We start from the raw sequence: 21,329 nt of genomic DNA on the forward strand, positions 1-21,329 counted from the left end.
GCTAGCCTGCACGCTCCCAAGGGGGCACTCCATGACATCCGTCCCGCGTCGATTCCTGTTCGCTTGCCTGCTGTTGCCGTGGCTGTGGGCGACCGCGGATGCAGAGACCGTCAGCTTTCCCGAACCGGGCAGCGCCGTTCCCGGCCACCCGGACGTGACTTATCTCGACCTCGCGAAGTTGATCATCCCGGATGACGGCAGCCCGCCGATCCAGATGCGCGACATCACCGGCGATGACGATGGCGGCTCGCCGCCTCCCACCGCAAGCCTGCCGGACGCCGCCGTACTCGCCATCAAGGCCGGCGGCAAGGACCGGCTGGCGATGCTCTACGACCTCGGCTACTCATCCGACGACGCCGAGGGCTTCGCCGTGCTGGCGCTCTTTGATCTCTCCGGCAAGCCGAGACTGCTCGACGCGGCAAACGTCGCAGTCGACAGGAGCACCTATTTCGGCGAACCGGCCAAGCTTTCGCTCGGCGCCGGCGACGATGCCATCGTCACCACGAGCACGCATTTCAACTCGAACCAGGGCTATGCCGGTACGCTGCTGATCATGGTCCGCAACGACCGCTTCGAACTGATCGACACAATCTACACGTTCAACGAAAATTACTGCGCCTACAGGCGCACGCAGAACCTGGCCTTCCAGACGCGCGGCGGCAAGAAACCCCACGCGGCGATCAAGGTGACGGTGACCGATGCCACCGCGCCAAGCGACGAAAGCTGCGAGGAGCCCACGCCTAAAGCCGTCTCGCACGACATTTCCGTCACCTATCGCTGGGACAAGGCCAAGTCGCGTTATGTGAGGAATTCCGACGCGTTCGGGCGTTTGTCAGCAGAGAACGAGAAACGCTTCTAAGCCAACCGCATTCGTTTGCCCGACCCGGGCGGCCGCGATAAATTCCCCGCACGACCCCAATCATGATTGAGGACCCGCCATGGACAAGGGCAAGATTTTTCGCGATCTGCATGCCTCCACCTTCGTCATGCCCAACCCCTGGGACATAGGCACGACCAAGCTTCTGGCTTCCTTCGGCTTCAAGGCGCTGGCAACGACAAGCGCCGGCTTCGCGTTCTCGCGCGGGCTGCCAGACGGCGCCGTGACGTTCGAGGCCATGATCCACCATTGCCGCGAGGTGACGGCGGCCACCGACCTGCCGGTTTCTGCCGACCTCGAACGCGGCAAGGGGGACAGCCCCGAGCAGGCCGCCGAAACCATCTTCGCGGCCGAAGCCGCCGGCCTTGCCGGCTGCTCGATCGAGGACCACACCGGCGATCCCGACAATCCGATCTACGATTTCTCGCATGCCGTCGAACGCGTTGCCGCGGCGGTCGAGGCGGCTCGCGCGCTCAAGCACGATTTCGTCTTTACCGCGCGGGCCGAGAACTTCCTGTGGGGCAAGACCGATCTCGACGACACGATCAAGCGGCTGCAGGCCTTCGAGAACGCCGGCGCCGATGTGCTCTATGCACCGGGCCTGAGCGACGTCGACATGGTGCGCACGGTCTGCTCGGCGGTGAGCAAACCCATCAATGTCATGGCGCGGCCGGGCTTCACCGTCGCCGAACTTGCCGCAGCCGGCGTCAAACGCATCTCGCTCGGACCATGGCTGACGAATTTCGCCTACGGCATGCTGGAAACGGCGGCGCGCGAGATCCTGCAGGACGGCACCTTCGGCTTCACCCGCGCAGCGATGCCGTTCGGCAAGCTGCAGGCACTGTTCCGCGGAGGCGCTACTGAGCAGGACTAAACCAGCTCGCGCGCCGAAACCGCCTTGTGCAGATGCACCATCACGGCGGCGGCGAAGAGCGGCGTCAGAAGGTTGAGCAGCGGCACGGCAAGGAAGACGGCGATAACCAGCCCGGCCAGGAACACGGTGCCGGCGTGTTTCCGGCGCAGCGCCTTGGCCTCGGCCTCGGGACGGAAGCGCATGGCGGCGAATTCGAAGAACTCGCGCCCGAGCAGATAGCCGTTGACGATGAAGAAGGCGGCGATGTTGATGCCCGGCATCAGGAGCAGCAACAAGGCGACGATGTTGCCGACGACGATGACGCCGAAGAATTTGATCGCCAGCACCAGCGAATGCAGCGCAGGCACAGCGCGGCCGGGCGGATCGTTCGGGTAATCGGTGCGCTCGACCACCTCGGCGACATCGTCGAGGAACAGGCCGGCGACGATCGCCGTCACTGGTGCCACGAGCAGCGCCATTCCCACCGCGAGGACGATGCCGGCGATGATGGCGCTGAGCCAACCGGCCCAGGCAGGCAGGCCAGGCACGAATGTCTGCAGCCACGGCCAGGCCAGCCATTCGAGCAGGCTCTCGATGCCAAACCACAACGCCACCAGCGCCAGCACTGTCAATCCAAGCGTCTTCAGGAAGACGGAGCGGAATTCGGGCGAGAACAGCTGGCTGGCGGCGGCGCGGGCGGCGTCAAGAATCACGGCAGCTCCAAGCCCTTATCGAGGAACGATGCTCCCGAGATAGGCAGGGTTGATGCGAGGCGCAACCAAAGCGCGTCGGCGACGCGCTTTGAGTCTTTGTCTCGATGCATGTCGTTCTCCCAAACCGCTGCGCACTTTTGGGCGACATGCATTTTCCTGATGCATGTCGTTCTCCCAAAAACCGCTGCACACTTTTGGGCGACATGCATTTTCCTGATGCATGTCGTTCCCCCAAAACCGCTGCGCACTTTTGGGCGACATGCATTTTCCTGATGCATGTCGTTCCCCCAAAACCGCTGCGCACTTTTGGGCGACATGCATTATTGCGCAAGCCTGGCCTGACGAGCCGGTATGGTCATGGCGGCGACGCCGACGACGACAAACGCCATGCCGAGCCAAGCGGTCGGGCCGAGGCTCTCACCGAGGAAGACAGCGCCGATGCCGACGCCGATCGGCACGCGCAGATAGGCCTGCGAGGTGGTGCCGACCGAGCCCAGCGTGTGGATGAGCCGGAAGAAGATCGAGAAGGCGAGCGCGGTGGAGAAGACCGAAAGCCCGAAGAGAGCAAGGATCGACGCCGTCGATGGCATCAATGTCCAGGGCCGGTCGAAGACGAGGCTCAAGGGTATCAGGATCGCCGCGCCGCAGATCATCGAGCCGGCGGCCGGCAGCATCGGGTCGAGCCCTCTGAAATTGCGGCCGAAGATGGCGGCGCCGGCATAGCAGATTGTGGCGGCGACGACCGCAAGCTGTGCCCACAATTGATGGCCGAGCCCGCCAAGGGCCTCGGTGCCGACGATGAGGCAAATGCCGGCGATGCCGGCGCCGACGCCGACCAGCTTGCGCGGCGTCACCGGTTCGTGGCGGGTGATCAGCGCCGTCAGCAGGAAGGTGAAGATCGGCGACGTGGCGTTGAGGATGGTGGCGAGGCCTGCATCGATCGAGCGCTCGGCGGCGGCGATCAGCGTGAACGGGACGACGCTGTTGAGGCAGGCCTGGAACATGAAGCGGCGCCAGTTGACCGCATCCCGCGGCATGGCGAGGCCGCGCCAGCGGATGAGGCCAAGCAGAATGCCGCCGGCGATCAGCGTGCGGCCGGCGATGAAGGTCACCGGCGGGATCGTCGCGACGCCGATCTTGATAAAGGTGTAGGAGGCGCCCCACAACACCGCCAGCACGGCCAACAGCGCCAGTTCGATGGTCATATCGGTCTTTGCGGGCATGGCAGTGCCTTCGGCCTGTTGCGGGAACGACCCGCTTCTAGCTTGCGGCGGGGCGGATATGTTTCGATGACGGCGAAACCATAACCGTAAGGGTCGCAACTGTTGTGGGCCAGTTCGATGCGAACGCTGCCGCAGCCGGCGAACAATCCCCGCCGAAGTCGGCACGAAGCAAACCGGAGCCGATTTTCGGGGTAGGCAAAGCAGTTGCAAGCCGCTAGACCCGCGCCCGGCCGGCATGGCAGAAAGCCGGTGGTCGTTGGCGGAGACATTGATGCCGGAATATGACGTGCTTTGCATCGGCAATGCCATTGTCGACATCATCGCCCAGTGCGACGAGGCCTTCCTCGAAACCAACGGCATCATCAAGGGCGCGATGAACCTCATCGACACCAGGCGTGCCGAGCTGCTCTACAACCGCATGGGACCGGCGATCGAGGCCTCGGGCGGCAGCGCCGGCAACACGGCCGCCGGCGTGGCGAGCTTCGGCGGCCGCGTCGCCTTCTTCGGCAAGGTGTCGAACGACGCGCTCGGCGAGATCTACACCCACGATATCCATGCCCAGGGCGTGGCCTTCGACACCAGGCCGCTCAGAGGCGAACCGCCGACGGCGCGCTCGATGATCTTCGTCACGCCGGACGGCGAGCGCTCGATGAACACCTATCTCGGTGCGTGTATCGAGCTCGGACCGGAAGACGTCGAAGCCGACAAGGCCGCCGGCGCCAAGGTCACCTATTTCGAGGGCTATCTGTGGGATCCGCCGCGCGCCAAGGAGGCGATCCGGCAGACCGCGAAGCTGGCGCACGCCGCAGGCCGCGAAGTGTCGATGACGCTGTCGGATTCCTTCTGTGTCGACCGCTACCGCGACGAGTTCCTCGAGCTGATGCGTTCGGGCACGGTCGATATCGTTTTCGCCAACAGCCACGAGATCAGGTCGCTCTACCAGACCGCTTCCTTCGAGGACGCCCTCGCCGCCATTCGCAAGGACTGCAAGATCGCCGCCGTCACCCGCTCGGAAAAGGGCTCGGTGATCGTGCGCGGCGACGAGACCGTCCCCATCAAGGCGACGGCGATCAAGGAACTGGTCGACACGACCGGCGCCGGCGACCTCTACGCCGCCGGCTTTCTCTATGGCTACACGACCGGACGCAGCCTCAAGGATTGCGGCGACCTCGGCTCGCTGGCGGCCGGCTTGGTGATCCAGCAGATCGGCCCGCGGCCCCGACAAAACCTGCGCCGCGAGGCCGAGCAGGCGGGGCTGCTGTAGCGCCTCTTACCTCTCCCCCTGTGGGAGAGGTCGGATTGCCCCGATTTGTTCTTCACAAATCGGCTGGCAATCCGGGTGAGGGGTAAGCTGGCGCCAAGCTGGAACACCCCTCATCCGACCTCGCTCCGCGAGGCCACCTTCTCCCACAAGGGGAGAAGGAAGAGCGGCATCTGTCGCGCCGCTGTCATAGATCGCTCCTACAGGCATGGTAGGCGTTCCGTGACTGACATCTCGGGATGCCCGCAACAGTTGGGGTGTCAAAGAAAATGCAAGACAGCAACCTTCACGGTCGCTGCATCTGTCGCCATTGCGATTGCCGCTTTCCGTTGTAGCCGTTCAAAAACCAGCCGCGGCCAGGGGGAGGAGAGCGCGGCACGCAAGACAGACGCATGACCAGATTTCAGAATCCGCCTGAAGGGATTTCGCAGGAGGCCTTGGCCGGCCTGGTGGCCGAAGCGGTGCAACAGGCATTGATGCGGCATGGCATTCTGCTGGACGCGGAAGCCCTGGCCTCCGCCAGCGCGATTGCAGGCCGCGTTGCCGCCGCCCTTCCCTTCCTGTCTCAGACGCAACGGCTCGCAATCACCTCCTTCAAGGGTGGCTGGACCGAGCTGACGTCCGCGTTTTTCCGCGCGATGGCGGAAAAAATCGTGCGGGCAGACCAGGCAGGCGCCGAAAGCGTGGACGAAAGCCCGACGGCGGGGCCTCGCAAATCTGCTTCCCGGCCTTTGGCCGAGCGAGCCTCCGAGCTCCAGTCGATGCTCATCGAAGACTGGGCCGGCGAGGTTGCCGGGTCGACCTACCTGGAAGAAAGATTCCGCATCCCGCGCTCGACGCTGCATCGCTGGCAAAGGCGGGGCGAGGTCATCGCCCTTCGCAAGGGCGGCCGCAAACACGTCTTCCCGCTCGCCCAGTTCGTCGACGGCAGGCCGGCCCCGGGCATAAGCGAGGTGTTGGCGGCGATCACCAATCCGAGGCTGGCCTGGTTCTGGCTCACTCGCCCGTCCGCTGAGTTGGGCGGGCGCATCCCCATCGAAATGCTGCGCGAGGACATGATCGAGGATGTCGTTCGCGTCGCGCGCAGCTTGTCCCGGGCCTGAGTCTGCAGCGTGGCTCCTCGCCTCTGGCTCAACTATTTTCTAGAATTTTAGCCGGCTGTTCTTTCGTCACAAAACTGTAACAAATGGCACATCTGGAACGCCTGTCAGGTAAAATATCCTTTTAGAACGTATACATTGTGCAATATGTGCCATTCTTTCAAATATGTGACGTGATATTTACGCAACAAGACTTCCATAAGAGTCCAGAAGCCGTTTTTCCGACACAATCTCTGTTGTGAACGACAGCTAATTAGGCCATGTCGAAGGCGAAGAAGCGGCGCCGGTGCGCGGCTTTTTCAACGATGGGGACGGGGTGGCAAAAAAGCCGGATGGCATGCCGAGCCTGTCTTGAACCTTTGACTGGAGATTCAAGAAAATGAACATCAAGAGCCTTCTTCTCGGCTCCGCTGCGGCGCTGATCGCAGTTTCGGGCGCCCGCGCCGCCGACGCGGTCACCGTCGCCGAGCCGGAACCGGCCGAATACGTCAAGATCTGCGACGTGTACGGGGCCGGTTACTTCTACATCCCCGGCACCGAAACCTGCCTGCGCATCGGCGGCTATGTCCGCTATGACATCGGCCTCGGCGACGTCGGCTCGTTCGACGGCGCGAAGTCGTTCGACCACCAAGACGGTGACCAGCAGGACACCTGGAAGAAGAACGCCCGCTTCACCTTCAAGACCTGGACCGGCCAGGAAACCGAGCTCGGCACCTTGAAGACTTACACCGAAATGCGCTTCAACTTCGGCAACAGCAACGGCTATGGCACCGTCGTCTCCGGCAATCCCGCCGTCGACAAGGGCGTCACGGTGAAATTCGCCTGGATCCAGCTCGGCGGTCTCCGCGTCGGTAAGGACGAATCGGCCTTCGATACGTTCATCGGCTACGCCGGTAGCGTCATCCAGGATACGCTGGTGCCCTATGGCGATTTCGATACCAACGTTGTCCAGTACTACTTCGACGCCGGCAATGGCTTCTCGGCCGTGGCTTCGCTCGAAGAAGGCTCCGGCGTGGTTGGCACGATCGATAGCTACGTTCCGCATGTCGTCGGCGGCGTGAAGTACACGCAGGGCTGGGGTGCGATCACCGGCGTCGTCGCTTACGACAGCAACTACGAAGAGGTGGCCGGCAAAGTTCGCTTGGACATCAAGCCGATGGACAACCTGTCCCTGTTCATCATGGGCGGCTATGGCACTGACGACAACCTTAACGATGATGCGGGTAACGTTATCGACGCCCACGGTCGCGGCTTCTACAAGCAGTGGAGCGGCAACTGGGCGGTGTGGGGCGGTGGTACCTATACCATCAACGAGAAGACCTCGTTCAACGCCCAGCTCTCCTATGACGAAGGCAAGAATTTTGGCGTCGCGGCGAACATTGCCTATGAAATCGTCAAGGGTCTCAAGGTCACCGCCGAAGTCGACTATTTGCATCTCGGCGAAGACAGCGTCACCAATTTTACCAAAGCCGACAAGGAAAACAGCGTCGGCGGTATCCTCCGCTTCCAACGCTCGTTCTGATCGATCCCTGCGATCTTAACGGAAAGGCCCGCGGCATCGCCGCGGGCCCTTTGCTTTTCAGAAGTGGTGCAGCGACCGCTCGTCAATTCCCTGCCGTGTAGGCCGCGATCGCCGCCATGTTGACGATGTCTGAATCCTTGGCGTTGAGCGAGACGATCTGGACCGGCTTGTTCAAACCGACCAGCAGCGGGCCGATGACGGTCGAGCCGCCGAGTTCCTGCAGCATCTTGGTCGAGATAGAGGCCGAGTGGAACGCCGGCATCACCAGCACATTGGCCGGACCGGTGAGCCTGATGAACGGATATTGCGCCATGGCGCGGGGGTTCAGCGCCACGTCGGCCGCCATCTCGCCATCATATTCGAAGTCGACGCGGCGCTTGTCGAGGATGCGTACCGCCTCCTGTATCCGCTCCGAGCGCTCGCCCTGCGGATGGCCGAAGGTCGAGTAGGCAAGCATGGCGAGCCGCGGCTCGTAGCCCATGCGGCGGGCGAAGCCGGCGGCCTCCTCGGCGATGTCGGCGATCTGCTCGGCGTTGGGCATGTCGTGCACTGCGGTGTCGGCGATCATCACGGTGCGGCCGCGCGCCAGCACGATCGAGGCGCCGATGACGCGGTGCCCGGGCTTGGCATCGATGACGCGGCGGATGTCGTCGAGAGCGGTCGAATAGTTGCGGGTCACACCGGTGACGATGCCGTCGGCATCGCCAAGCGCCACCATGCAGGCGGCGAAATGGTTGCGGTCGTTGTTGATCAGGCGCTGGCAGTCGCGGAACAGGAAACCTTTCCTCTGCATTCGCTCGTAGAGATAGTCGGTATAGATCGCGTTGCGGCGCGACAGCCGGGCATTGATGATCTCGAGGCCCTGCTTGTTCAAGTCGATGCCGGCGTTCCTGGCGTTCTCCTTGATGACGTCGTCGCGCCCGAGAAGGATTGCGGTGCCGAGCTTCTGGTTCACATAGGAGACGGCAGCGCGCATCACCTGCTCCTCCTCGCCCTCGGCGAAGACGATGCGCTTGGGCTGGCGGCGGACGCGGTCGTAGATGCGCTGCAGCGTGGATGCGATCGGATCGCGGCGCGCCGAAAGCTCCTGTGCGTAGCGGTCGAGGTCAAGGATCGGCTTGCGGGCAACGCCGGAGTCCATCGCGGCCTTGGCCACCGCGAGCGGGATTGCCGAGATCAGGCGCGGATCGAACGGCACCGGGATGATGTAGTTGGGGCCGAATTTCGGCCGGTTGCCCTGATAGGCGGCGGCGACGTCGTCCGGCACGTCCTGTCGCGCCAGCTCCGCCAGCGCGCGAGCCGCGGCGATCTTCATCTCGTCATTGATGGTGGTGGCGCGGACATCCAGCGCGCCACGGAAGATATAGGGAAAGCCAAGCACATTGTTGACCTGGTTCGGGTAATCCGAACGGCCGGTCGCCATGATGGCGTCGGTGCGGATCTCGCCCACTTCCTCGGGCGTGATCTCCGGATCGGGATTGGCCATGGCGAAGATGATCGGGTTCTTCGCCATCGACTGCACCATCGCGGTGGTCAGCGCCCCCTTGGCTGAGAGGCCAAGGAAGACGTCGGCGCCGTCCAGCGCTTCCGCGAGGCTGCGCGCCTCGGTCTTGACCGCATGCGCCGACTTCCACTGGTTCATGCCCTCGGTACGGCCCTGGTAGACCACGCCCTTGGTGTCGCAGAGGGTGATGTTCTCCGGCGAAAAACCCATCGCCTTCATCAGTTCGATGCAGGCTATGCCCGCGGCGCCCGCGCCGTTGCAGACCATCTTCGTGGTCTTCATGTCGCGGCCGGTGATCTCCAGCGCGTTGAGCAGCCCGGCGGACGAGATGATGGCGGTGCCGTGCTGGTCGTCATGGAAGACCGGGATGTCCATCAGCTCGCGCAGGCGCTGTTCGATGATGAAGCATTCCGGCGCCTTGATGTCCTCGAGGTTGATGCCGCCGAAGGAGGGGCCGAGGAAGCGCACGCAGTTGATGAACTCGTCGGCATCCTCCGTCGCCACCTCGAGATCGATCGAATCGACATCGGCGAAGCGCTTGAACAGCACCGCCTTGCCTTCCATCACCGGCTTCGAGGCCAGCGCGCCGAGATTGCCGAGGCCTAGGATGGCGGTGCCGTTGGAGATGACGGCGACCATGTTGCCTCGCGCCGTGTAGTCGAAGGCGCGGCTCGGGTCTTCAGCGATGGCGCGCACGGGAACGGCCACACCCGGCGAATAGGCGAGGCTGAGATCGCGCTGGGTTGCCATCGGCTTGGTGGCGACGATCTCCAGCTTGCCTGGCCGCCCCATGGCGTGGAATTCCAGCGCCTCCTGCGCGCTGACGGAGGGCCCGCTGCTTTCGGTTTTCTTGGCCATGATGCTTTCGATTTCCTCACCTGTGCGGCACCGCTTGGGACGGGTGCTTTCTTATGGCATTCCGGATTAAGGCTACACGCGGCCGCTGTAAACCGCCAAGCCCGGCGAAGCTGCTTCAACGCGGGCGGACAAGGCAATGCGGCGGCTCAGTTGGCAGCCGGCTGGCAGCATAGCTCGCGCTTTCCCCTGCTTTTCGAGGCGCCGGCATTAAACCGCACTGCCACTTCTGCTAGCGTTCCGGCATGAACATGCACATGCCGACCGATACCGACGCCCAGGAGACGACGACGCCGGCGCCCGCCGTGGGCACCGTCACGCCGATGATGGAGCAGTATATCGAGATCAAGGCGGCGAACCCGGATTCGCTGCTCTTCTACCGCATGGGCGATTTCTACGAGCTGTTCTTCGACGACGCCGAAAAGGCGAGCCAGGCGCTCGGCATCGTGCTGACCCGGCGCGGCAAGCACCAGGGCCACGACATTCCGATGTGCGGCGTGCCGGTGCATGCGGCGGACGACTACCTGCAGAAGTTGATCGCGCAAGGTTTTCGCGTCGCCGTCTGCGAGCAGATCGAGGATCCGGCGGAAGCCAAGAAGCGAGGCTCGAAGTCGGTGGTGCGCCGCGATGTGGTGCGGCTGGTCACGCCCGGCACCATCACCGAGGACAAGCTGCTGGCGCCCTCGGAATCGAGCTACCTGATGGCTCTGGGACGGGTGAAGGGCGGCAATGCGGCCAGCCAAGGCAGCTTCGCGCTGGCCTGGATCGACATCTCGACCGGCGCGTTCCGCGTGGCGGAAACCACGGCCGAACGGCTGCTTGCCGACATCTTCCGCGTCGATCCGCGCGAGCTGATCGTCGCCGAACCGGTGTTCCACGACCCGGAATTGCGGCCGGTCTTCGACGTGCTCGGGCGGGTCGCCAACCCGCAGCCGCCGTCGCTGTTCGATTCGGCATCGGCCACCGGCCGCATCGCCCGCTTTTTCGAGGTGGCGACGCCCGACAGCTTCGGCACGTTCTCGCGCGCCGAATTGTCGGCGATCTCCGGCACTATCGCCTATGTCGAGAAAACGCAGAAGGCCGAGCGGCCGCCGCTGTCGCGGCCCGAGCGCGAGGAGAGCGGCTCGACGCTGTTCATCGATCCGGCGACGCGCGCCAATCTGGAGCTGTTGCGCACGCTGTCAGGCAGCCGCGACGGCTCGCTGTTCAAGGCGATCGACCGCACGGTGACCGGCGGCGGCGCGAGATTGCTCGCCGACCGGCTGATGGCGCCACTGACCGACCCGGCGGCGATTTCCGCAAGGCTGGATTCGGTCTCGTTCTTCCGCGCCGAGACGCGGCTCTGCCAAGGCCTGCGGACGAGCCTGAAAAGCGTTGCCGACATGCCGAGGGCGCTGTCGCGGCTGGCGCTCAATCGCGGCGGCCCGCGCGATCTCGGCGCGCTGCGCGCCGGTTTCGAGGCGGCGGGCGCGATCGCCGCGCTGTTCGCGACGACGGGCCTGCCCGCCGAACTCGGCGCGGCGCTGGCGGCGATCAAGGCCTTGCCCGAAGCGCTCGCCCGCCATCTCAGCGAGGCGCTCGACGACGAACTGCCGCTGATCAGACGCGACGGCGGCTTCGTGCGGTCGAGCTACAATGCCGAACTCGACGAAATGCGGGCATTGCGCGACGAGTCGCGAAAAGTGATCGCCGGGCTGGAACGCTCGCTGATCGAGGAGACCGGCATCCGCTCACTGAAGATCCGGCACAACAATGTGCTCGGCTATTACATCGAAGTCACCGCCAACCATCATGGCGTGATGACCGGCAGCGACGCGGCGAAGGCGCGGTTCATCCATCGCCAGACCATGGCCAACGCCATGCGCTTCACGACGACGGAACTGGCGGAGCTGGAATCGAAGATCGCCAACGCCGCAGACAAGGCGCTGAGCATCGAGCTTGCCACTTTCGACCGGCTGACGGCGGAGGTGGTCGGCGAGGCCGACAGCATCCGCGCCGGCGCCGAGGCACTCGCCGTGCTCGACGTGTCGGCGGCGCTGGCCCTTCTTTCCGAAAACGAGGGCTGGTGCCGGCCGGCGGTCGATGCCAGCCTCGCCTTCGAGATTTCCGGCGGGCGGCATCCGGTCGTCGAACAGGCGCTCAGGCGTTCCGGCGAAGGGCCGTTCGTCGCCAATGACTGCGACCTCTCGCCGGAAGGCGGGGCGAAGGCCGGCGCGATCTGGCTTCTCACCGGTCCCAATATGGGCGGCAAGTCGACCTTCCTCAGACAGAACGCGCTGATCGCCATCCTGGCCCAGACCGGCTCCTTCGTGCCGGCGCAGAGCGCCCATATCGGCGTCGTCGACCGGCTGTTCTCGCGCGTCGGCGCTTCCGACGACCTCGCGCGCGGCCGCTCCACCTTCATGGTCGAGATGGTCGAGACGGCGGCGATCCTCAACCAGGCGGGCGAGCGGGCGCTGGTCATCCTCGACGAGATCGGCCGCGGCACCGCGACCTTCGACGGCCTCTCGATCGCCTGGGCGGCGGTTGAGTATCTGCACGAGAAGAACCGCTGTAGGGCGATCTTCGCCACGCATTTCCACGAGATGACGGCGCTGGCCGGCAAGCTGTCGCGGCTCTCCAACGTCACCATGCGGGTCAAGGAATGGGAAGGCGACGTCGTCTTCCTGCACGAGGTCGGCAAGGGCGCGGCCGACCGTTCCTACGGCGTCCAGGTGGCGCGGCTCGCCGGCCTGCCGGAAGCGGTGGTGGCGCGCGCTAGGCAAGTGCTGCACCAACTCGAGGAAGGCGAAGTCTCTGGCAAGACCAACCGTCTGGTCGACGACCTGCCGCTGTTTTCCGTGGCGGTGAAGCGCGAAGCGCCGAAGCCGGTGAAGAGCGATGCGCTGGGCGACGCGCTCGGCGCGATCAATCCGGACGAGATGACGCCGCGCGAGGCGCTGGAGGCGCTCTATCGGCTGAAGGGGCTGGCGGACCGGTAATCAAAACAATCGGAACATCGGCGTCACCAGCCTTGCCGACTGGAGCCAGCCGAGCAATTCGACCGCCAGTATCGCCACAAGGAAGTAAGAGCTGTCGATGGCGGTCCGCCTCAGCGCCACCGAGTCGAAGGTGACGGGAGACGGGCCCAAGACGTCGTCGTAATCGCGCGACAGACGGGGAAAGAAGGCCGGCACGCTTTGACAATAGCGCCAATAGGCCTCGCCAAAGATGGCGTCCAGCGTGATCGCTTCGCGCGTCGCGACATAGGAAAAGACTAGATAGGTGAAGGCAAAGAGAAACGCCGAAAGGATCAGCGACCCGAATGTCAGCCCGACGCCGGCCAGTCCAAGGGCCGAGAAGAAATAAAGCGGGTTGCGCGTATAGGCATAGGGGCCGGTTGTGACGAGTTCACGGTTCTTGCGTCCGCCAACATACAGCGATGCCCAGCAGCGGCCGCCGATACAGATGAGGATCAGCACGGTACCCGCAAATTCCAGCATTTCGCGAAAGGTGCTGCCTTGCGGCCACCCACTCTCCGCAAGCAGGGCCGGCGCCAGGACGACGGGAGCAACCAGCCAAAGGAAACGCATCCTTCTGCCTTGTTGAAAAGCTGAAAGCGGCATCGGGGACTTCTTCTGCACTTGTATCACCCGCCTCAGTCGTCGCGTACCGCGGCTCCCTTGTCGGTCCAGGCCGGCGGCAATCCCATCCGATCGCCGACGAAGCCAACGAGACCGGGCGATTTGCCGAAGGCCTTGCAGGCGGGATATTTCGGCCCGCCGCCGACCATGGCGCGCAATTCCGCCCTCGTCGGCAGCGATGGCAGCTTGTTCAGCGGCGTCTTGCCGGTGACCAGGAGCTTGCTGAAATCGTCGCCGAACTTCGCCGCCAGGTCGTAGGCGTCGCCCTCGCGGGCGACCCGGCCGGAATCCAGCAAGGCGTTGGCGCCGCGCCCCCAGATCATCGCCGCCGCCTGTTTGCCGTTGTCGCCGATCGCTTCGGCTTCGAGCGACAGGCTGCCCAATCCGATTGGCAGACGAGGAACCGGGACCCGCATTTCAGGCAGCGCGACGGAAACCGCCGTTGAGGCGACTTTCGAAACGCCGACCGCCAAAGCGTTCGTCGGCGTCACGTGCGTCACCATGGCATGGACCGTCAGGTCGGCGGGCTCGGTCAGATCGACCACACGGAAGCGCTGGCTCAAGCCCGAGCAGAGCGTCCTGTCGACAGCGTTGGTGACAAGGCTGCGCTGCGCTTGGGACAATGTCGATCTTCCGCCGGCGGACTGCGAGAAGCCCGTCGGAATGATCCGAACGGTCTTTGCCGCAAGCACGTCGTCCTTGCTCACCCGCATTAGTGAGCGGGCCAACAAACCGTCCGACGGTTTCAACTCGTCATAGGATTGCAGCGAGCCTACCTGATCCAGGGGCGCGGACGCGCAGCCGACCGCGAGCATGCTCAAGACCAGCACAAACGGCCATATTACGCGGTGATCCGCGCGGCACGCGCGCGGATCGAACGGGCCACGACTGATGTGAGCCTCGCGACGGGAACGCAAGCAAGCTGCCATGGATGCCTCTGTCTGGGTGCGCCCGGCGGGGCGTTTTGGGGGACGGTCAATAATTGCACTCAGTGCAATAAATTGATGGCACCATTATGGCGAGGCGTGATGACGGGACTTGAATGTGAGCCAAATTTCTTGTCGCATTTGAGGAAAGGTCGTGGCAGGAGCGCTCCATGAACGATGCGCCAAAACCGGAAGGCCTGCGCGAGCGGAAGCGGCGAGAAACGTCCCGCCGTATCGCCGACGCCGGCCTGAAGGCTTTCCTGGCCAATGGCTATGACGCGACCACGCTTGACGAGATAGCTGCTGCCGCCGGCATCTCGCGCCGGACGTTCTTCCACTACTTCAAGAGCAAGGACGAGGTGCTGTTTGCATCCCTGGGCAACCACGCAAGCGTGGTCAAAGCATCGATCCTTGCCGAGCCCCCCACGGGAACGGCGATCGACATCGCCCGCGACGCATTGCTCAATATTATCGGCAGTTTCCAGGGATCACAAATGATGGCGACGGCCAAGATCATGCGGGAAAGCAAGACGCTGCGCTCGCGGAGGCACACGGGCTACCTGCAGTTCGAGCAAGCCATTTTCGACGGCTTATGCGAATTGCAGCCGGACCAAGCGCGCGACAGTCTGCGACTGGTCTCTCTGGTGACAGTCGTCGCGTTGCGCCTGGCCGTCGAAACATGGCAGCAGCAACACGCCAGGCATCCGCTGGCGGGATATGTCCGGGATGCCTTTGAAAGGCTGAAAACCGAGATTCGATAGATCCAGCCGCCTGAGGCGTCGCAAAGAACACAAGCCGTGTTGACTCATTGTACCGATCGGTACAATATCCGGTCAACCGAACGAGGACAGGAGATTTTCATGAGCCGTCCACCATTGCCGCCTTTCACGGCCGAAACAGCAGCGCAGAAGGCACGGCTCGCCGAGGACGCCTGGAACAGCCGCGACGCGGAGCGGGTGTCGCTCGCCTATACCGAGGACAGCATCTGGCGGAACCGGGCCGAATTCATTTCCGGCCGCGCCGAGATCGTTGGCTTCCTGAAGCGCAAGTGGGCGCGCGAGCTGGATTACCGCCTGATCAAGGAGGTCTGGACCTGGAACGACAACCGCATCGCCGTGCGCTTCGCCTACGAATGGCGCGACGACAGCGGCCACTGGTTCCGCTCCTACGGCAACGAGAATTGGGAGTTCGACGAAGCCGGGCTCATGCGCCGCCGCGTGGCGAGCATCAACGACCTGCCGATCGTTGAAGGCGAGCGGAAGTACCACTGGCCGCTCGGCCGCCGGCCGGACGACCATCCCGGCCTCTCGGAACTCGGGCTTTAGGGCGAATGGATGCGGCGCATCGCTCCGGATCGCGACCAGTTGCTGGGGATCGTGGCCGAGGTTTTCCGCGAGCATGGCTATGAGGGCGCCAGCCTGGCCTTGATCGGCGAGGCGACAGGGCTCGGCAAGGGAAGCCTCTACCACTTCTTTCCCGGCGGCAAGGAAGAGATGGCGAGAGCCGTCATTGCCCATATCGATGGCTGGTTCGAGGACAATGTCTTTGCGCCCTTGCGCGACAACTCAGATCCAAGAACGGGGATCGGGCAGATGCTCGATGCGACCGACAGCTACTTCCGCTCGGGGCGCCGGATTTGCCTCATCGGCGCCTTCGCGCTGGATGAATCCCGCGACCTCTTCGCCGGCCAAATAAGGGACTATTTCGGCCGCTGGGTTATGCAGCTTGCCGAGGCGCTGACCCGAGATGGTCATGAACGAGCCAAGGCAACCGAGCTAGCCGAGGAAACCGTCGCCGCCGTCCAGGGTGCACTCACGCTTGCCCGCGCCGCTGACGATGCCAGCGTATTTTCGCGAGCGCTGGGCAGGATGCGCATGCGGCTTGGGCTGCCGGCAAGCGACTAAAGCGTGTCGCGCTGAAACGGATTCAGGCGATGCGCTTTAAGTCTTTAGTTTTTATGTATGTCGTTTTCGCAAAACCGCTGCACACTTTTGCGCGACATGCATTGACCTCTAGACAGGTTCGAAGCGGAAAGCTGTTTCGGTTCGATGAACCCGACCGACGCCGGGTGAATCGAGATGCGCGCCTGCAACGAAATGGTCGTTGTCGGCAGCAAGGCCCAGTATTCGCAACCGGCTTGCACGCGCCTGCGCCTGGTCGGCGTCGAACTCCCATGCGATCTCCGGGCGATCGAACTGAAGCGACGGCACATGCACGGTGTCGCCCCAGATCAACAGTGTCTCGCCCCCACTCACAACGCGAAAGCATGTGTGACCGACTTCGTGACCGGGAATGGCGATCGTCTCGATATCCGTGCTCAGGCGTTGCCCGGCGTCGAAGGGCTGGGCTCGATCATGGAAGCGCTGCAGCCTTGCCACTGCCCGGAACATGTCGAGCTCCGGCCGCGGGACAAGCAGGCGGGAGAGCTGCGGGAAACCGTCCTCGCCGTCGGCAAGGACGAGCCCGTGGATATGGTCGAGATGCGTGTGAGTGAACGCAACCGTGCGTATCCGATCGATTGCGATCCGCGCCTCGCTCAACGCCTGCGGCAGAAACCCCATCGTCGGGTGCCAGGCGTTCGAGGACCCGGTATCGATCAGCGTGATTTCACGGCCGTCGTCGATGGCAAAGGCATTGACCGATAATCTGAGCGCGCCGTCGAAGAGCGGCACCCGCGATGGGAAATCGGCGCCGAAAGGCTTGTCTCCCGGCTGGCGCAGCCGCCGGACCGGCATGTCGACATACCCGTCCCGCAGCGAGGTAACCCTCATGTCTGCGATTTCATAGGTCGTGTGATGAGACCCGGCTGAGATTCGTTCCAATGCTTGCTCTCTGTTCGGTCGCAAATTTCGGTGAGGTTCGGCCTCAGATCATCTCCAACCCGCGCTTGCGCGTCGGCGGCGGGAAGGCGCGGTCGAGCTCGGCGAAGTCCTCCGCCGTCAGCCTGATGGCAAGCGCGGCGGCGTTCTGGCGGACGTGCTCCTGCCGGCTGGCCTTCGGGATGGCGATGACGCCCTTCTGCGCCATCACCCATGCGAGCGCGATCTGTGCCGCCGTGGCCTTGTGGCGGGCAGCTACGGCATCAAGCCTCGCATTGCGGGCGAGCGCGCCCTGCTCGACCGGCGAATAGGCCATCAGCGGAATGCCGCGCTTAAGGCTCCAGGGCGCGAGATCGAATTCCGGGCCACGCCGCGAGAGATTGTAGAGGACCTGGTTGGTCTGGACGTTGCCTCCGGAGGGCAGGCCGACCAGCTCCTCCATCTCGTCGGTGTCGAAATTGCTGACGCCCCAGTGGCGGATCTTGCCGGCGGCTTTCAAGGCCTCGAAGGCTTCGACGGTTTCGGCCAAGGGAACGCTGCCCGGCCAATGCAGCAGATAGAGATCGATGCGATCGGTGGAAAGCCGCCTCAAGCTGTTCTCGCAGGCCCGCTTCACGCCGGTGCGCGAAGCGTTGGTCGGCAGCACCTTTGAAACCAGAAAGGTCTCGTCGCGGCGCCCGGCGATGGCTTCCGCCACCACTTCCTCCGCGCCGCCGCCGGCATACATCTCCGCCGTGTCGATCAACGTGATGCCCAGGTCCAGGCCGAGCCTCAGCGCCGCGACCTCGTCGGCGCGGCGCCGGCGGTCCTCGCCCATCTTCCAGGTGCCCTGGCCCAGCACCGGGACGGCTTCGCCGGACGGCAGGGTGGTGGTTCTGATTTCAGAAGACATGGTCTGCTCCGCGTGAGGCCGGATCGCAGCACAGCCGTGGCCGGAAATCCAGACTGAAGTCCTCGCCTTCGACCGGATTCCCGGCGAGGGAGTTACTTCACCGGATGCTTGGCAAGCCAGTCCTGCATCTCTCTGATCTCGGCTTCCTGCGCCTTGATGACGCCTTCGGCGAGCTTGCGGATTTCCGGATCCTTGCCGTTGGCGAGCACCACCTTGGCCATGTCGATCGCGCCCTGATGGTGCGGGATCATGCCGCGGACGAAGTCGACGTCGGCGTTGCCGGTGTAGTTGAGCATCATGTCCTCGTGCATCTTGTCCATCGCCGCCTTGTAGCCGACGGTAGCGGGGCTCTCAGCGCCCATCGCCATGCCCGACATGTCGTGCTTCATCTCCTCGGACTGCGCCGGAACGCTTTCGAGGAACACCGCGAGCAGCATTCCCGCCGCCATCAGCAGCAGCACGATCTTCTTGGCCAGGGTCATTCAGGTCTCCTTTGCGGTTGGAATGCGTATCTGGGAGCTTCGCTCAGAGTTTCAATGTTCTCAGCCGCAAGGCGTTGGAAATGACGGAGACCGACGACAGGCTCATCGCCGCCGCCGCAATCATCGGCGACAGAAGCGTGCCGGTGAGCGGATAGAGCACGCCTGCGGCGACAGGCACGCCGAGCACGTTGTAGAGGAAGGCGAAGAACAGGTTCTGGCGGATGTTGCGGATCGTCGCCTGGGCGAGCGTGCGTGCCCTGACGATGCCGTTGAGATCGCCCTTGACCAGCGTGATGCCGGCGCTTTCGACCGCGACATCGGCGCCGGTACCCATGGCGATGCCGACATCGGCGCTGGCCAGCGCCGGCGCGTCGTTGACGCCGTCGCCGGCCATGGCAATGCCCGCGCCCGTTCCACGCAATTCCTCGACCAGCGCGCCCTTCTCATCGGGCAACAGACCGGCGCGCACCTCGTCGATGCCGAGCTTGCCGGCAATCGCTTTTGCCGTGCGCTCGTTGTCGCCGGTCGCCATGATGATCCTCAGGCCCTTGTCGTGCAGCGCCCTGATCGCTTCGGCCGTGGTGGCCTTGACCGGGTCGGCGACAGCGACGAGGCCGGCGAGCTTGCCGTCGGCGGCAACGAACATCGCCGTCTTGCCCTCGGCCTGCAATGCCTCCGCCTTGGCGGAAACAGGCGCGGTGTCGATGCCAAGGTCGGCCATCATCGCCGCATTGCCAAGCGCTACCTTTCTGCCGGACACCGTGCCGGCAACGCCCTTGCCGGTGATGGCCTCGAAGTTTTCGGCATCGGCAAGCTTGACGCCGCGTTCGGCTGCCCCCTCCACGATCGCCTCGGCGAGCGGATGTTCCGAGCCTTTTTCAAGCGTGGCGGCGAGCGCCAGCAGTTCATTCTCATCGGCGCTCTCGGCGGCGGCGACGTCGGTCAGCTTCGGCCTGCCCTCGGTCAAGGTGCCGGTCTTGTCGACGATCAGCGTATCGACCGAGGCGAAGCGCTCCAGCGCCGCCGCTTCCTTGATCAGCACGCCGGCATGGGCGCCGCGCCCGGTCGCGGTCATGATCGACATCGGCGTCGCAAGACCCAGCGCGCAGGGACAGGCGATGATCAGCACCGACACCGCCGAGACGATGGCGAAGATCAGGCTGGGCTCAGGCCCGAAGAACGACCAGGCAATGAAGGCGATGACGGCCACCAGCACGACCGCCGGGACGAAATAGAAGGATACGCGGTCGGCCAGCGCCTGGATCGGCGCGCGCGAACGCTGCGCCTTGGCGACCATTTCGACGATGCGCGAGAGCGTGGTCTCGGCGCCGACCCTTTCGGCGCGCATGATCAGCGAGCCGTTCTTGTTGAGCGTGCCGCCGGTCAGGGGATCGCCTTCCGTCTTTTCGACCGGGAGCGGCTCGCCGGTGATCATCGATTCGTCGACCGCCGAGCGGCCTTCCAGCACGATGCCGTCCACCGGCACAGCATCGCCGGGGCGGATGCGGAGCCGGTTTCCAGCCTGGACGCTGTCGAGCGGCACGTCCTTCTCGGAACCGTCGGCGCCGATCAGGCGCGCCGTCTTCGGAGCAAGGTCGAGCAAGGCGCGAATGGCCGAGCCCGTGCGTTCGCGGGCTCTGAGTTCCAGCACCTGGCCAAGGAACACCAGGGCGACGATGATCGCGGCCGCCTCGAAATAGACCGGCACGGCGCCGTCATGGCCACGGAACTGATGCGGGAAAATGTCTGGGAACAGGGCGGCGACCACGCTGTAGAGATAGGCCGCGCCGACGCCCAGCGAGATCAGCGTCCACATATTCGGACTGCGGTTCAGGATCGAGTCCCAGCCGCGATGGAAGAACGGGAAGGCAGCCCACAGCACCACAGGGCTCGCCAGCGCCAGTTCTGCCCAGGTCTTCGTCCGGCCGTCGATGAAGCTTTCGAAGCTGAAACCCAGCATCGGCGCCATGGCGAAGACGAGCAAAGGCACGGACAACACCGCGCTTACCCAGAATCGCCTGGTGAAATCGACCAGCTCCGGGTTCGGCCCCTCATCGCCGGTCGGTACGCCCATCGGCTCCAGCGCCATGCCGCAGATCGGGCAGGAGCCGGGCTTGTCGCGGATGATCTCGGGATGCATCGGGCAGGTGTATTGCGTGCCCTTCGGCATCGGCTCCGGCGCCGGCCGGCCGTCAAGGTATTTTGCCGGTTCGGCCTCGAACTTGCCCTTGCAGCTTGCCGAGCAGAAATAGAAGCCTTGGCCTTCGTGGCGGACGAAATGCTTCGCGCTCGCGCGGTCGACATTCATGCCGCAGACGGGATCGGTCGCCGTCAGATATGTTTCCGGCCCGGCCTGGAATTTCGTGCGGCAGCGCTCGCTGCAGAAATGAAATGTCCGGCCATTGTGTTCGGCCGTAGGCTTGCCGGCGGAAGGATCCACCGTCATGCCGCAGACCGGATCGCGGATCACGGCTTCCGCGGCCGGCGCAGCGCCTTTTGCGGAACAGCAGGATGCGCCATGCGCGTGATGGTGATGATGGTCGGAATGGCTCATGTCGAAACGCCTCGGAATTATCGAATGGGGCGGAGGTAGTCCTTCCAGTAACTGGAAGGTCAAGGGGCGGTTTCGATTTTTGGGAATTTTGGTCGTCCGGCCTTGCGCTGCATCAATCGCATGTC

General features: G+C 64.1%; 18 protein-coding genes. 9 read left to right on the plus strand and 9 right to left on the minus strand.

What is annotated here, in order from left to right:
- The first annotated feature begins 31 nt into the window (after positions 1–31).
- A complete protein-coding gene (locus EJ070_RS05945; protein ID WP_126090494.1) occupies positions 32–859 on the plus strand; it encodes a hypothetical protein in 828 nt (275 codons plus the stop codon).
- A gap of 79 nt (positions 860–938) precedes the next feature.
- The gene (locus EJ070_RS05950; protein ID WP_126090495.1) at positions 939–1,751 is read left to right on the plus strand and encodes an oxaloacetate decarboxylase; all 813 of its coding nucleotides are present in this window, start codon (positions 939–941) and stop codon (positions 1,749–1,751) included.
- On the opposite strand, the gene EJ070_RS05955 is transcribed toward EJ070_RS05950, so the two are convergent.
- Positions 1,748–2,443: a sulfate transporter family protein gene (locus EJ070_RS05955; RefSeq protein ID WP_126090496.1), complete on the minus strand. Its 696-nt coding sequence runs from the start codon at positions 2,441–2,443 to the stop codon at positions 1,748–1,750. The two genes, EJ070_RS05950 and EJ070_RS05955, sit on opposite strands and share 4 nt — an antisense overlap.
- A 320-nt stretch (positions 2,444–2,763) precedes the next feature.
- On the minus strand, positions 2,764–3,666 hold the full coding sequence (locus EJ070_RS05960) for an EamA family transporter (protein ID WP_126090497.1): 903 nt from the start codon (positions 3,664–3,666) through the stop codon (positions 2,764–2,766).
- Positions 3,667–3,937: 271 nt separating this feature from the next.
- Here EJ070_RS05960 and EJ070_RS05965 point away from each other — a divergent pair, with 271 nt between their 5' ends.
- The 3 genes from EJ070_RS05965 (at position 3,938) to EJ070_RS05975 (ending at position 7,549) form a co-directional block, all read left to right on the plus strand.
- Complete coding sequence (locus EJ070_RS05965; RefSeq protein WP_126090498.1) at positions 3,938–4,930, plus strand: adenosine kinase; 993 nt, start codon at positions 3,938–3,940, stop codon at positions 4,928–4,930.
- Between the two features lie 434 nt (positions 4,931–5,364).
- Complete coding sequence (locus EJ070_RS05970; protein WP_348639589.1) at positions 5,365–6,030, plus strand: antitoxin Xre/MbcA/ParS toxin-binding domain-containing protein; 666 nt, start codon at positions 5,365–5,367, stop codon at positions 6,028–6,030.
- 376 nt (positions 6,031–6,406) lie between these two features.
- Positions 6,407–7,549 carry a porin gene (locus EJ070_RS05975; RefSeq protein WP_126090500.1) on the plus strand — a complete coding sequence of 381 codons (1,143 nt, stop codon included), beginning with the start codon at positions 6,407–6,409 and terminating at the stop codon, positions 7,547–7,549.
- Positions 7,550–7,631: 82 nt separating this feature from the next.
- Here EJ070_RS05975 and EJ070_RS05980 read toward each other — a convergent pair whose 3' ends face one another.
- The gene (locus tag EJ070_RS05980; protein ID WP_126090501.1) at positions 7,632–9,911 is read right to left on the minus strand and encodes an NADP-dependent malic enzyme; all 2,280 of its coding nucleotides are present in this window, start codon (positions 9,909–9,911) and stop codon (positions 7,632–7,634) included.
- A gap of 254 nt (positions 9,912–10,165) precedes the next feature.
- Here EJ070_RS05980 and mutS point away from each other — a divergent pair, with 254 nt between their 5' ends.
- Positions 10,166–12,889, plus strand: coding sequence for a DNA mismatch repair protein MutS (mutS, locus tag EJ070_RS05985; protein WP_245464927.1), 2,724 nt, complete (start codon positions 10,166–10,168; stop codon positions 12,887–12,889).
- Here mutS and EJ070_RS05990 read toward each other — a convergent pair whose 3' ends face one another.
- On the minus strand, positions 12,890–13,480 hold the full coding sequence (locus tag EJ070_RS05990) for an isoprenylcysteine carboxylmethyltransferase family protein (protein WP_189350399.1): 591 nt from the start codon (positions 13,478–13,480) through the stop codon (positions 12,890–12,892).
- Between the two features lie 65 nt (positions 13,481–13,545).
- The gene (locus EJ070_RS05995) at positions 13,546–14,460 is read right to left on the minus strand and encodes a DUF3313 domain-containing protein (protein WP_126090504.1); all 915 of its coding nucleotides are present in this window, start codon (positions 14,458–14,460) and stop codon (positions 13,546–13,548) included.
- 167 nt (positions 14,461–14,627) lie between these two features.
- Between EJ070_RS05995 and EJ070_RS06000 the strand changes: the two genes are divergently transcribed.
- The 3 genes from EJ070_RS06000 (at position 14,628) to EJ070_RS06010 (ending at position 16,361) form a co-directional block, all read left to right on the plus strand.
- On the plus strand, positions 14,628–15,218 hold the full coding sequence (locus EJ070_RS06000) for a TetR/AcrR family transcriptional regulator (RefSeq protein WP_126090505.1): 591 nt from the start codon (positions 14,628–14,630) through the stop codon (positions 15,216–15,218).
- A gap of 99 nt (positions 15,219–15,317) precedes the next feature.
- Positions 15,318–15,782, plus strand: a complete 465-nt coding sequence (locus EJ070_RS06005) for a nuclear transport factor 2 family protein (protein WP_189350401.1) — start codon at positions 15,318–15,320, stop codon at positions 15,780–15,782.
- A 9-nt stretch (positions 15,783–15,791) separates the two neighbouring features.
- Positions 15,792–16,361, plus strand: coding sequence for a TetR/AcrR family transcriptional regulator (locus EJ070_RS06010; RefSeq protein WP_126090506.1), 570 nt, complete (start codon positions 15,792–15,794; stop codon positions 16,359–16,361).
- A gap of 108 nt (positions 16,362–16,469) precedes the next feature.
- On the opposite strand, the gene EJ070_RS06015 is transcribed toward EJ070_RS06010, so the two are convergent.
- The 4 genes from EJ070_RS06015 to EJ070_RS06030 form a co-directional block, all read right to left on the minus strand.
- The gene (locus EJ070_RS06015) at positions 16,470–17,228 is read right to left on the minus strand and encodes an MBL fold metallo-hydrolase (RefSeq protein WP_245464823.1); all 759 of its coding nucleotides are present in this window, start codon (positions 17,226–17,228) and stop codon (positions 16,470–16,472) included.
- 94 nt (positions 17,229–17,322) lie between these two features.
- Complete coding sequence (locus tag EJ070_RS06020) at positions 17,323–18,168, minus strand: aldo/keto reductase (RefSeq protein ID WP_126090508.1); 846 nt, start codon at positions 18,166–18,168, stop codon at positions 17,323–17,325.
- 92 nt (positions 18,169–18,260) lie between these two features.
- Entirely contained in the window at positions 18,261–18,650 is a 390-nt protein-coding gene (locus EJ070_RS06025; protein ID WP_126090509.1) for a DUF305 domain-containing protein, read from the minus strand.
- A 43-nt stretch (positions 18,651–18,693) separates the two neighbouring features.
- Entirely contained in the window at positions 18,694–21,204 is a 2,511-nt protein-coding gene (locus EJ070_RS06030; RefSeq protein WP_126090510.1) for a heavy metal translocating P-type ATPase, read from the minus strand.
- Positions 21,205–21,329: the final 125 nt, after the last annotated feature.

It is taken from the genome of Mesorhizobium sp. M1E.F.Ca.ET.045.02.1.1 (genome assembly GCF_003952485.1).
Taxonomy (GTDB): Bacteria; Pseudomonadota; Alphaproteobacteria; order Rhizobiales; family Rhizobiaceae; genus Mesorhizobium.